This is a genomic window from Pseudomonas sp. SCPG-7 (assembly GCF_002156405.1).
Lineage (GTDB): Bacteria > Pseudomonadota > Gammaproteobacteria > Pseudomonadales > Pseudomonadaceae > Aquipseudomonas > Aquipseudomonas parakoreensis.
In genome coordinates this window covers 100,283-113,413 of record NZ_MVOO01000009.1, presented here as the reverse complement: position 1 = coordinate 113,413, position 13,131 = coordinate 100,283, and the positions used below count along the sequence as shown (strand labels likewise).

The window sequence follows — 13,131 nt, the reverse complement described above, 5'->3', positions numbered from 1 at the left end:
ATACGAATACCCGTTTACCCTATATTCCGCGACCTCAAATCCTTGGGGAGGGGAATAAAAATGTCACGTCAACACGCACAATTGCCGGTCAGTTCACCACGCTTGCTTGCTTCGGCCATTGGTGTCGCCATCACCGCCGGTTCCGCCGGCCACATGGTCTTCGCCGCAGAAAAGACCGACAGCAAAGCCTCCGGCAATGCCATCGCCCTGGACGCTACCGCCATCACCGGCGAAGCGCAGGACTCGACGTCCTACCAGGTCGAAAAAGCCTCCTCGCCCAAGTACACCGCGCCGCTGGTCGATACCCCGCGCTCGGTCACCGTCATCCCGCAACAAGTCCTGAAAGACACCGGCGCCCTGAACATGCAGGACGCGCTGCGCACCGTGCCGGGCATCACCTTCGGTGCCGGTGAAGGTGGCAACCCGCAGGGCGATCGCCCGTTCATTCGTGGCTTCGACGCCCAGGGCGACACCTACCTCGACGGCGTGCGCGACACCGGTTCGCAGAGCCGCGAAATCTTCGCCGTGGAAAACATCGAAGTCAGCAAAGGCCCGAACTCGGCCATCGGCGGTCGTGGCGCAGCTGGCGGCAGCATCAACCTGGTGAGCAAGAAAGCGCACCTGGGCAACTCGTTCGATGGCGGCTTCACCTGGGGTTCCGACCAGACCCAGCGTTACACGCTGGATGGCAACTACCAGTTCAGTGACACCGCTGCCGGCCGCCTGAACCTGATGAGCCACGAGAGCAATGTCGCCGGTCGCGACAAGGTCGACTACGACCGCTGGGGTATCGCGCCGTCCCTGGCGTTTGGCCTGGGCACCGACACCCGCGTCAACCTCGACTACTACCATCTGGAAAGCAACGACACCCCGGACTCGGGCATTCCTTACACCATTCCGGCCGGTGGTTCGGCGGCACGTACCAAGTCCAACCCGGACAAGCCGTACGCCGGTGGCGATCACAGCAACTTCTACGGTCTGGATCGCGACTTCCGCAAGGGCCGCACCGACACCGCGACTTTCGCCATCGAGCATGACCTGAGCGATTCGCTGACCATCAAGAACACCCTGCGCCACGGCACCAGCATGCAGGATTACATCCTGACTCAGCCGGACGACAGCAAGGGCAACGTCAACAATGGCAGCGTCTGGCGCCGTGCCAACACGCGGGTCAGCAACACCGAGACCACCACCAACCAGACTGATCTGTTCGGCAATTTCTACGTCGCCGGTTTCAAGAACAGCTTCTCCACCGGTGTCGAATACACCCGCGAGGAAGGCCAGAAATCCTCGTACAACGTCAACACCGACACCACGCCGCGCACCAGCGCCGCGACCACCAATTGCACCCCGTCGATGATTGGCGCATCGAGCGGCTACAACTGCACCTCGCTGTCGAATCCGAACCCGAACGATCCGTGGAACGGCGCGATCTCGCGCAACTACGCCGGCACCGACACCAAGGCCAACACTTACGCGCTGTATGCGTTCGACACCCTGGAGTTGTCCGAGCAGTGGCTGGTGAACATGGGCCTGCGTTACGACCACTTCGACACCGACTACAAGACCTACAACAACGCCGGCACCACCACCGCCAAGGGTGATGACACCAGCGAATTCGTCACCGGTCAGTTCGGCGTGGTCTACAAACCGGCACCGAACGGCAGCATCTACGCCTCCTACGCAACTTCCGCGACACCACCGGGCAACACCCTCGGCGAAGGCCAGGAAGGTAACCCGCTGGGCGGCACTCCGGACCGCAATGGCAACCTGCTCAAGAGCGACATGGAGCCGGAAACCACCAAGAACTACGAAATCGGTACCAAGTGGGATCTGCTGAATGATCGCCTGTCGCTGACCGCTGACATCTTCCGCACCGAGAAAGAAAACGCTCGCGTACAAGTCGACACCACCTCGTACGAAAACGCCGGCAAGACCCGCGTGCAAGGTATCGAGCTGTCGGCCAGCGGCAAGATCACCGACAAGTGGCAAGTGTTCGCCGGTTACGCCTACATGGACAGCGAACAAGTGGACGGTGGCGACCTGCCGGCCAACAAGGCCAACAACGGTAACGAGTTGCCCAACACGCCGAAAAACAGCGCCAGTCTGTGGACCACCTATCAGGTCACGCCGAAGCTGACCCTCGGTGGCGGCGCGTTCTACGTCGACGACGTCTACGGCAGCGTGGCCAACACCACGATGGTCGATTCCTATGTCCGTTACGACGCGATGGCCGCCTACAAGCTGAGCAAGAACGTCGACCTGCAACTCAACGTGCAGAACCTGACCAACGAGGTCTACTACGACAAAGCCTTCTCGACCCACTTCGCCAACCAGGCGGCGGGCCGTACGGCGCTGTTGAGCACCAACTTCCACTTCTGACCGATGTGGAAACCTGTGGGAGCGAGCCTGCTCGCGAAAGCGGTGGGTCAGTCAAGTAGAGGCTGACTGACACGACGTCTTCGCGAGCAGGCTCGCTCCCACAAGGTATGCGCCGCAAGGCTTGGCCCCGTTCATTCATGTGAACGGGGTTTTGTGCGTAATCAAAGAAGCTCTCGACAACCCACGGCATAATGCGCGCCGTGATGACAATTTTCGAACGGACAAGGCGAGCGACGTGTTGAAGAAAACCCTGTTCCAGTTGCACTGGTTTTTCGGCAGCACTGCCGGGCTGGTGCTGGCCCTGATGGGCATTACCGGTGCCGCCTACTCGTTCCAGGACGAAATCCTGCGGGCACTGAACCCGTCGGTGTTGCAGGTGGAAAAACAGGTCGCTGGCGTCCTGCCTCCAGTCGAGCTGGTGGAACACATCGAAGCGAACTCCGGCAAGAAAGTCGGCATGCTCTGGGTCGAGACCGACAGCGGCAACGCCGCGCGCGTCTACTTCACCCCGCCCAAAGGCGAACGTCGCGGCGAGATGCGCTACTTCGATCCGTACACCGGCGAGTTCATGGGCGACGCGGTGGGCCAGGACTTTTTCGGTCTGATGCTGCAACTGCACCGCTTCCTCGCCATGGGCGATACCGGCCGCAACATCACCGGCGCCTGCACCCTGATCCTGCTGTTCTTCTGCCTCTCCGGACTGTACCTGCGCTGGCCGCGCCAGTGGAACAGCTGGCGCGTGTGGCTGACCCTCGACTGGCAGAAAAAGGGCCGCAGCTTCAACTGGGATCTGCACTCGGTGGCCGGCACCTGGTGTCTGCTGGTGTATCTGCTGCTGGCGTTGACCGGGTTGTCCTGGTCGTACGAGTGGTACAACAAAGGTCTGACCAGACTGCTTTCCGATGCGCCGCAAAACGAGCGCATGCGCGGCGGTCGTGGCCCGGCGCCGGAAGGCCCGGCACCGACGGCCGACTACGCGGCGATGTGGAGCAGCATCTACAGCGCTGCCGGCCCGGGCCTGTCGGCCTACAACATCCGCATGCCGCCAGTGGCCGGGCAACCGGCGACCGTGTTCTACCTGCTCGACAGCTCGCCGCATGATCGCGCGCTGAACCAGATCACCCTCGACCCGGCCACCGGCATCGTCAAACGTGTCGACCGCTACGCCGACAAGAGCTTCAAGGCACAGCTGTTGACCAGCATTTACGCACTGCACGTCGGCAGTTATTTCGGTCTGGCCGGAAGGATCATCGTCACCCTCGCGGCGGTGTGCATGCCGCTGTTTTTCATCACCGGATGGCTGCTGTATCTGGACCGCCGGCGCAAGAAAAAACAGATTCAGGACGCGCGCAAAGGTCTTCAGGCTCCGGCCGGCGATGCACCGGCATGGCTGGTGGGTTTCGCCACTCAGAGTGGTTTTGCCGAACAACTGGCATGGCAGACCGCCGGGCAATTACAGGCCGCCGGGTTGCCGGTGAAGGTGCAGCCGCTGGCGGACGTCAGCGCCGAGGATCTGCGTGAATCGAGCAATGCGTTGTTCGTGGTCAGCACGTTCGGCGACGGCGAAGCACCGGACAGCGCACGCGGTTTCGAACGCAAAGTGCTGCGCACCGCTGCCAGCTTCGACGGCTTGAACTATGCGGTGCTGGGCCTCGGCGATCGCCAGTACCCACACTTCTGCGGCTTCGCCCGACGCCTGCATCAGTGGCTCGGCGATCACGGCGGCAAGACCCTGTTCGCTCCGGTCGAAGTCGACAGCGGCGACCCGTACGCCCTGCGTCACTGGCAGACGCAGCTCGGCCTGATCAACGGGCAAGCGCCGGTCGACACCTGGCAAGCGCCGAGCTACGACAACTGGACGCTGGTCAGCCGCGAACTGATGAATCCCGACAGCAGCGGCGCGCCGGTTTACCTGTTGGGCCTGAAGGCGCCGAGTAGCAGCAGCTGGCTGGCCGGGGATCTGGTAGAGGTGCTGCCACGTAATTGCGCGTGGGCGGTCGAACATTTCCTCGACGGCCTCGGCATTCGCGGCGAAACCCGCGTGACGATCAACGGCCTGGAAGAGCCGCTGGAAGTCGCCCTCGCCTCGCGCCAACTGCCCGAGCATCGCGCGCATCTGGTCGGCCTGCATGCGCAAGCGCTGGTGGACGCAATGGTGCCGCTGGCGATGCGCGAGTACTCGATTGCCTCGATTGCCGCTGACGGTGTGCTGGAGTTGATCGTGCGCCAGGAGCAACACAGCGATGGCAGCCTGGGCATCGGTTCCGGTTGGCTGACCGAGCATGCCCCGGTCGGCGGCAGTATCAGCCTGCGTGTACGTCGCAACAGTGGCTTCCACTTACCGAACGAACCGGTGCCGATGATTCTGCTGGGCAACGGCACCGGCCTCGCCGGGCTGCGCAGCCTGCTCAAGGCACGCATCGCCGACGGTCAGCAGCGTCACTGGCTGCTGTTCGGCGAGCGCAATCGCGAGCACGATTTCCTCTGCCGCGCGGAGCTGGAAGAGTGGTTGATCAATGGCGATCTGGCGCGACTCGATCTGGCGTTTTCACGGGATCAGGCGCAGAAGATTTACGTCCAGGATCGCCTGCGCGAATCCGCTGAAGAGCTGAAGAAGTGGCTGGCCGACGGTGCGGTGATCTATATCTGCGGCAGCCTTCAGGGCATGGCGGCTGGCGTCGATCAGGCACTCAACGACATCCTCGGCAGCGTCGAAGTCGAACGCCTTATCGAACAGGGCCGCTACCGCCGCGACGTGTACTGACTCAGCCAAAGAGCCCCTCACCCTAACCCTCTCCCGGAGGGAGAGGGGACTGATTGGGGGATGCCGGATAAATACGCCGACCTGAAGGTGATGTACCGAATCCGTAATCGACTCGGTCTTTCAGGTCGATGTACAACTCGATACAACTCCGTAGGCTCCCTCTCCCTCCGGGAGAGGGCTGGGGTGAGGGTCCTCGTCTACAGTGAGATTTCCAGCCACTTCACAAGGATCGTGAAGCATGCAAAATCGCCTCACTCTCGCTCAGTTTGCCCGCCAGTTACGCAGCAGCCAAACCGATTGCGAACAATTACTCTGGCAAAAACTTCGTTCACGCCAAGTCGCGAATCTGAAATTCCGCAGGCAGTTTCCATGTCCGCCCTATGTCCTGGATTTTTACTCCGTAGAGCTGAAACTGGCGATCGAGCTGGATGGGAGTCAACACTATGAAATAGCGGGCTTGATCCACGATCAACGTCGGACGCTTTTCCTGGAACGTCAGGGCATTGAAGTTGTGCGATTCAGTAATCTCGAAGTAATGCAGCAGATGGATGATGTACTGGAGCAAATCACAAGAATTGCCGCGAATCGAAAAACACCCTCACCCTCCAAGCGGTCCGACATTTTGGGAGGGCCGGGGTGAGGGTTGTTTTTGATCTTCAAACTGGCTGCAACTTCTGCTCAAACACCGCCACCCCATTCAAATCCCGCAACACCACACTCATCTCCCCGCTCTGCCCTTCGATATTCACCTCGCCAAAAAACTGAAACCCGGCAAACGGCGAAGCGTTCTGCGTGGGTGGGGCCTTCTGGAACACCACTTCCGGCCCGAAGGTCTTGTCCAGCGGATTAGGCCCGAAACTGCCGGCATTCAGCGGCCCGGCGACAAATTCCCAGAACGGTTCGAAATCCTGAAACGCCGCGCGATCCGGGTGGTAATGATGCGCCGCGCAGTAATGCACGTCCGCGGTCAGAAACACGAAATTGCGCACGTGCTGCGCCCGCAGAAAACCGAGCAGTTCGGCGACTTCCAGTTCACGCCCTTGCGCCGGGCCGGGATCACCGTTGGCCACCGCTTCCCAGCGTGCGACGCCCGGGCTGACCTCGCCGTCGGGCACGCCGAGGCCGATCGGCATGTCGGCGGCGATCACCTTCCACTGCGCCTTGGAGTGCTTCAAGCCACGCTTGAGCCAGTCCAGTTGTTCGCGCCCGAGGAACGGTTTGGCCGCGCCAAGGTTGTCGTCGTTGGCGCCGCGATAGCTGCGCATGTCGAGCACGAACACGTCGAGCATCGGCCCGTAGCTGAGCTTGCGATAAATCCGCCCACCGCCATCGGCCGCCTGCAAACGCATCGGCGAATATTCCAGCCAGGCCTTGCGCGCACGGCCGACCAGGGTGTGGATATCTTTCTCTTGATAACGCTCGTCGAGCTGCTTGCCCGGCGACCAGTTGTTGACCACTTCGTGGTCGTCCCACTGCCAGATCTGCGGTACTTCAGCGTTGAAGCGGCGGATGTTTTCATCCATCAGGTTGTAGCGGTAATTGCCGCGATAGTCGTCGAGGGTCTGCGCCACTTTGCTCTTGGCTTCGGTGGTGAGGTTGCGCCAGATCCGCCCGCCTTCGGTGGTCACTTGCGCCGGCACCGGGCCATCGGCGTAGATGGTGTCGCCGCTGTGGATAAAGAAGTCCGGCAGGCGCAGGCGCATGGATTCGTAGATGCGCATGCCACCGATATCCGGGTTGATGCCAAAGCCCTGGCCGACCGTGTCACCGCTCCAGACGAAACGGATGTTGCGTCGCGCCTTCGGTGCGCTGCGCAAATGGCCGAGCCACGGCTCGCTGGCGACGCCGGATTGTGCGTCCTTGAAATACACCCGATAGAAAATCGCCTGATCGGCGGGCAGCCCGGTCAGCTCAACCCGGGCGGTGAAATCGGTGCGCGCATCAGCCAGTGGCGAGACGACACGGCGCGGGTGGCGAAACTGGCTGCGGGTGTCCCACTCGACCACCATCCGCGCCGGACGGTCGCTGCGGCTCCAGATCATCGCGCGGTCGCCTTGCAGGTCGCCGGACTGCACGCCGTCGGTGAGTTGCGGCCGATCCTTGACCGACGCGATCACTGCCGGCGCCAGCCCCGGCATCAGCAGCCCGGCACCGACAACCTGCATGACCCGTCGGCGACCAACGTTGAAATCGCTCATGCGTGTTCTCCCTGAAAAAAGGAAAACTTAAGCACGCTCACATGACCCGGAAATGACACCAGACACACCACACAACCCATGTGGGAGCGAGCTTGCTCGCGAATGCGTCCTATCAGTCGAAATCTTATTCGCTGACACACCGCTTTCGCGAGCAAGCTCGCTCCCACAGAGTTTTGTAGAGCCAGTTAAGCCTTCGCGGGTTCCAGCGCCAACTCAACGGCTTCCGGACGCTTGACCGTCGCATAGACAACAGCCGTCAACAAACTTCCCGCAACAATCGCCAGCAGATACAACAACGCATGATTGATCGCATTGGGGATCGCCAGCACAAACAAGCCACCATGCGGCGCCATCAGTTTGCAGCCGAAGTACATCGACAACGCGCCGGTCAACGCACCGCCGGCGATGCTCGCCGGAATCACCCGCAGCGGGTCTTTGGCGGCAAACGGTATCGCCCCTTCGGAGATGAAACACAGCCCCAGCACCAGCGCCGCTTTACCGGCCTCGCGCTCGGTCTGGGCGAACTTGCGGCGAGCGATGAAGGTGGCGATGCCCAGCCCGATGGGCGGCACCATGCCGGCGGCCATGGTCGCGGCCATCGGCGCATAACTCTGCGAAGCCAGCAGCCCCACCGAGAACGCATACGCGGCTTTGTTGATCGGTCCGCCGAGGTCGACGCACATCATGCCGCCGAGCAACACGCCGAGCAGAATCGCGTTGGTGGTGCCCATGCTGTCGAGAAAATGCGTCAGCGCCGCGAGCATCCCGGCGACCGGTTTACCCACCACGTAGATCATCACCAGACCGGTGAACAGGCTGGCGAACAACGGGATGATCAGAATCGGTTTCAGCGCTTCGAGGCTCTGCGGCAACGCCACATAACGACTGATCAACTTGGCCGCATAACCGGCGATGAAACCGGCGACGATCCCGCCGATGAAACCGGCGCCCAAGGTGCTGGCAAGCAAACCACCAATCATCCCCGGCGCCAGGCCCGGACGGTCGGCGATCGAGTAGGCGATGTAACCGGCGAGCAGCGGCACCATCAATTTGAAAGCGGTCTCGCCGCCGATCTGCATCAGTGCCGCCGCCAGCGTGCCTTCTTCCTTGAACGCGGTGATGCCGAAGACGAAAGACAGCGCGATCATCAACCCACCGGCCACCACCATCGGCAGCATGAACGAAACACCGGTCAGCAGGTGTTTGTAAACGCCGGTTTTCTCTTGCTTAGCCGGCGCCTTGCCGTCGCTCGCAGCGTTCTCCACCTGAGCTTCGGCGAGGGCTTTTTTCAGTGTGGCTTCGGATTGCTTGAGGGCAATGCCGGTGCCGCAGCGGTAGATTTTCTTGCCGGCGAAACGCTCGGTGGCGACTTCGATGTCGGCCGCCAGCAACACCACGTCAGCCTCGGCAATCGCCGTTGCGCTGAGCGGGGTTTTCGCGCCGACCGAGCCTTGGGTTTCGACGTGCAGTTCATAGCCCAGACGCTTGGCCGTCTGCTGCAACGCCTCGGCCGCCATGAAGGTGTGGGCAACCCCCGTCGGGCACGCAGTGATGGCGACGATGCGTGGCGCACGTGGCGCAGCGGCAACCGGGACGGCTTCGCTGGCGAGGTAAACTTCGGCCTCTTGCGCACCACGGCGCAGCACCGCTTCGACATCCTGCAGCGCTTGCGCCGGGGCGATGCGGAACACGCGCTTGCCGACGAAACGCGTCATGTCGATGTCACCGGTGGCGACCAGCAGCACCCACTCCGCCGCCTCAATGGTGGCGGCCGACAGTTCACGTTCCGGATGCGCCGCATCGACCACTTCAACGCTGGTGCTCCAGCCCTGACGCTGAGCTGCCGCGTCGAGCAGACGGGCGCACAGCACACTGGTGACCATGCCGTTCGGGCAGGCCGTGACAATGGCTAATTTCATGACAAACCCTCTTATTGTTCTGTCAGGGGACGCACGCGCACGCCCTGTTCGAGCCGCGCCAGTTGCGCCGCATCGTTGATGCCGAAACCGATCTGGGTCACCGCCATCGCGGCAATCGCCGTGGCGGTGCGCAGAGTCTGCTCGGGCGTGTCGGCACTGAGCAGACCGTGGAGCATGCCGGCCAGCAGCGAATCGCCGGCCCCTACCGTGCTGGCAACCGTAACCTTCGGCGGCGTGGCATGCAGTGCCGAGCCGACACTGAACCAGTTCACACCGTCGGCACCGTGGGAGATCACCACGTGCTCGATGCCTTTGGCATGCAGGCACGCCGCTGCCTGGGCTTCGGCGGCGTGCGAAACCACATCGCAATCGAGCGCATCTGCGAGTTCTTCGGTGTTCGGTTTGATCAGCCACGGGCGCGCTTCAATGGCCGCGCGCAAGGCTTCGCCGCTGCTGTCGAGGGCGACTTTCAGGCCGAGGCCGTTCAGGCGTTCGATCAACTCGCGCAACCACTGCGCGCTGACGCCACGCGGCAGACTGCCGGCGACCACCACCGCATCATGCCCCGGAGCGATCCGCAGCAGACGCTCAAGCAACGCCTGCTGCGCTGCCGCATCGACCACTGGCCCCGGACCGTTGATGTCGGTGATGCGCCCGTCGTGCTCGGCGACCTTGATGTTGCTGCGCGTCTCCCCCGGCACGCGAATGAACGCATCGACAAAGCCGCGCTTGGCGAACAGGGTTTCGAAGGCTTGCAGATTGTCTTCGCCGAGAAAGCCGCTGACCGTCAGTTGATGCCCGAGATCCGCCAGCACTTGCGCGACGTTCACGCCTTTGCCGGCGGCGTGGGTGTGCATCTCGTCGCTGCGGTTGACCTGACCGGCCTCCAGGCGTGGCAGCTCGACTGTGAGGTCCAGCGCCGGGTTGAGGGTCAGGGTGAGAATCTTGGCCATTACAGGGCCTCCACTAATGCACGCACTTCGTTCGCGCTGCCCACGGTGAGGGCGTGTTGAGCAAGGGTTTGCGCCTGGTTCAGGCTGAGTTCGCGGATGCGCGCCTTGACCTCGGCGATGCTGCGCCCGGACACGCTCAGCTCATCGACACCGAGGCCGACCAGCACCGGCACCGCCAGCGGATCCGCCGCCAGTTCGCCGCACACACCGACCCATTTGCCATGGGCATGCGCCGCGCGCACGGTGATGTCGATCAGTTGCAGCACCGCCGGGTGCAGGCCGTCAGCCTGGGCCGAAAGCGTCGGATGACCACGGTCGATGGCCAGGGTGTATTGCGTCAGGTCGTTGGTGCCGACGCTGAAAAAGTCGACTTCCTTGGCCAATACCGGCGCCAGCAAGGCCGCTGACGGTACTTCGATCATGATCCCCAGTTGCAGATCAGCGACCGGGATTTCCAGGCGCAGACGCTCGGTCATGTCGCGGGCCTGACGCCACTCTTCAACACTGCCGACCATCGGGAACATGATCCGCAACGGCCGGTTGTCCGCCGAACGCAGCAAGGCGCGCAACTGCGCTTCCATGACCTGCGGACGCTGCAGCGTCAGGCGAATGCCACGCACGCCGAGGAACGGGTTTTCTTCCTTGGCGATCGGCCAATACGGCAGCGGTTTGTCGCCACCGACATCAAGGGTGCGCACCACCAGCGGCCGACCGGCGAGGCCATCAAGAACGCGGCGGTATTCGGCTTCCTGAGTGGCTTCGTCCGGTGCCTGCGGGTGGGCCATGAAAATCAGCTCGGTGCGCAGCAGGCCAATACCTTCGGCGCCCTGCTCGACCGCAGCGGTAACGCCGGCGCTTTCACCGATGTTGGCGAACACTTCCACGGCGTGACCGTCGCTGGTGTGCGCCGGTTGATGCCGTTGTTCGGCGGCAGCCTTGAGGCGCTGCTCACGGGTGTCGCGTTCCTCGGCGGCACGTTGCAGGGTCGCGGCATCGGCGTCGACGTGCAGGCGACCGCGCTGGCCGTCGAGCAGCAGCGGCGTGCCGGGTTCCAGCAATAACACTGCTGCACCCGCACCGACCAGCGCCGGAATACCCAATGCACGAGCGACGATTGCACTGTGCGCCGTGGCGCCACCACGCGCGGTGAGAATCCCGGCTACTCGAGCCGGATCGAGTCGCGCCACGTCCGACGGGCCGACCTCATCCATCACCAGAATGTACGGTTGCTCCGGCTCGTTCGGCGTCTGTACGCCGCAGAGTTGCGCCAGCACCCGGCGACCGATATCACGCAGATCCGCCGCCCGCTCGGCGAGCAACGCGTCCTGCAGCAATTCCTGTTGTCTGGCTGCCGCTTCGATCACCGCCATCCACGCCGCTTCGGCGCTTTCGCCTTGCTTGAGGCGAGTGTCGACTTCGTCGGTCAGTTCCGGGTCGTCGAGCATTTCCTGGTGGGTGATAAAGATCTCGCGGATGGCCTTGGCCTTGCTGCGTTCGATCAGGCCCTGAATGTCACGGCGCACGTCGCTCAGCGCTTGCTTGAGGCGTTCGCGCTCGATCGCGGCGGACTCGCCGCGCAACGGGTAATCAATGGCTTGCTGCACCTGAATGTGCGCAGGTCCAATGGCGATGCCCGGCGCGGCAGGGATCGCCTGCAACTGCGCGCCGGACGCCGGGGCGATCAGCACCTCGGCAATATCGGTGATGACTTCGCGTTGCTGGCTCACGGCCGGCAGCGGTTCGACTTCTTCACCGAGGCCTTCTTCGATAGCGGCCAGCAATGCAGGCAAGGCATCGGCGGCGATGCTCGGCTCGCCGATCAACTCCAGCACCTGACCACGCCGCGCACCGAGGCTCAGCAGTTTGCTCAGGCTTTTCACCGACACGGCGCTGTCCGCGCTGTCGACGATGCGCACACGGATTTCGCCGTCAAAACTCTTCGCCAGTTGCGCAAGGATCTTCGCCGGACGTGCATGCAGACCGTGGGCATTGGCCAGCGCAATTCGCGCGCTCGGCCAATCGGCGGGCAGTTCGCCACCGAGCACTTCGAGGACTTTGCGGCTGCTGGTGGCACGGCCCAGCTCATGGCCGCGACCTTCAATCAACAACGCGCACAGACGTTCGAGCAGCGCCTGATGCGCCTCACCCAAACTGGCTAGGCAGAACAGACCGCTCAGTGGCTGGCCGAGGTAACGCATCGGCTTGTCCGGGGTGACGAAGGCCAGGCCCGGGCGCTTCACGGTCTGCTCGCTGTGCAGCCACCACAGGCCATCGCCCAGCGGCAGCGCTTCGACTTGTTGCAGCACGCCGGCAAATCCGTTGCTCACACAATCGGCCTGCCGCAGCAGACGCGCGCCACGCCAGACCAGTTCTTCGAAATCGTCAGCCGACACCCCGAGGCCGATCATCTGCGCATCCAGCGCCAGTTCCTGCGGCGCACCTTGCAGCAGTTTCAGCAACGCTTGCGGGGAGCTGGCGCGACGCAGGGCCTGGCCCAGATCGGTCTCGCCGAGGGCGCGGGTCAGCAGTTGCAGCAGGCGCAGGTGTTCGTCGGATTTGGCAGCGATACCGATCGCCAGATACACGATCTGGCCATCACCCCAATCCACGCCCTCGGGAAACTGCATCAGCCGCACGCCAGTGGCGAACACCTGATCGCGGGTCTCCGGCGTACCGTGGGGGATGGCAATACCCTGGCCGAGAAAGGTCGAGCCCTGGGCTTCCCGGGCCTGCAAGCCGGCGAGGTAACCGTCGGCGACCAGGCCATCGGCCACCAGATGATTGGCGAGCAATTGCAGGGCGGCGGGTTTATCCACAGCCGATTGGCCCATGGATATCTGCTCTATAGTGAGCTCGAGCATGCGATCTCCTTTTTGGCACATGGATGCGCCAGGATATTGTTTTGAATGGTCACA

At 62.8% G+C, this 13,131-nt stretch carries 7 protein-coding genes; 3 read left to right on the top strand and 4 right to left on the bottom strand.

The features are described from left to right. The first annotated feature begins 60 nt into the window (after window positions 1-60). The 3 genes from B1722_RS17830 to B1722_RS17820 all read left to right on the top strand — a co-directional run bounded on the left by B1722_RS17830 (window position 61) and on the right by B1722_RS17820 (window position 5,786). Window positions 61-2,382: a TonB-dependent siderophore receptor gene (locus B1722_RS17830; RefSeq protein WP_086793725.1), complete on the top strand. Its 2,322-nt coding sequence runs from the start codon at window positions 61-63 to the stop codon at window positions 2,380-2,382. A gap of 235 nt (window positions 2,383-2,617) precedes the next feature. Continuing rightward, window positions 2,618-5,146 carry a sulfite reductase flavoprotein subunit alpha gene (locus B1722_RS17825; RefSeq protein WP_086793850.1) on the top strand — a complete coding sequence of 843 codons (2,529 nt, stop codon included), beginning with the start codon at window positions 2,618-2,620 and terminating at the stop codon, window positions 5,144-5,146. Window positions 5,147-5,384: 238 nt separating this feature from the next. Continuing rightward, on the top strand, window positions 5,385-5,786 hold the full coding sequence (locus B1722_RS17820; protein WP_086793723.1) for an endonuclease domain-containing protein: 402 nt from the start codon (window positions 5,385-5,387) through the stop codon (window positions 5,784-5,786). A 16-nt stretch (window positions 5,787-5,802) separates the two neighbouring features. Here the strand turns inward: B1722_RS17820 and B1722_RS17815 are convergent, their stop codons facing one another. From B1722_RS17815 to ptsP, 4 genes are all read right to left on the bottom strand, one after another. Then, complete coding sequence (locus B1722_RS17815; protein WP_086793722.1) at window positions 5,803-7,344, bottom strand: alkaline phosphatase; 1,542 nt, start codon at window positions 7,342-7,344, stop codon at window positions 5,803-5,805. A gap of 185 nt (window positions 7,345-7,529) precedes the next feature. Then, window positions 7,530-9,263, bottom strand: coding sequence for a PTS fructose-like transporter subunit IIB (locus tag B1722_RS17810; protein WP_086793720.1), 1,734 nt, complete (start codon window positions 9,261-9,263; stop codon window positions 7,530-7,532). An 11-nt stretch (window positions 9,264-9,274) separates the two neighbouring features. Continuing rightward, entirely contained in the window at window positions 9,275-10,216 is a 942-nt protein-coding gene (gene pfkB / locus B1722_RS17805; RefSeq protein WP_086793718.1) for a 1-phosphofructokinase, read from the bottom strand. Further along, window positions 10,216-13,077 carry a phosphoenolpyruvate--protein phosphotransferase gene (gene ptsP, locus B1722_RS17800; RefSeq protein ID WP_086793716.1) on the bottom strand — a complete coding sequence of 954 codons (2,862 nt, stop codon included), beginning with the start codon at window positions 13,075-13,077 and terminating at the stop codon, window positions 10,216-10,218. Before ptsP ends, pfkB begins: the two co-directional genes overlap by 1 nt. Between the last annotated feature and the right edge of the window lie 54 nt (window positions 13,078-13,131).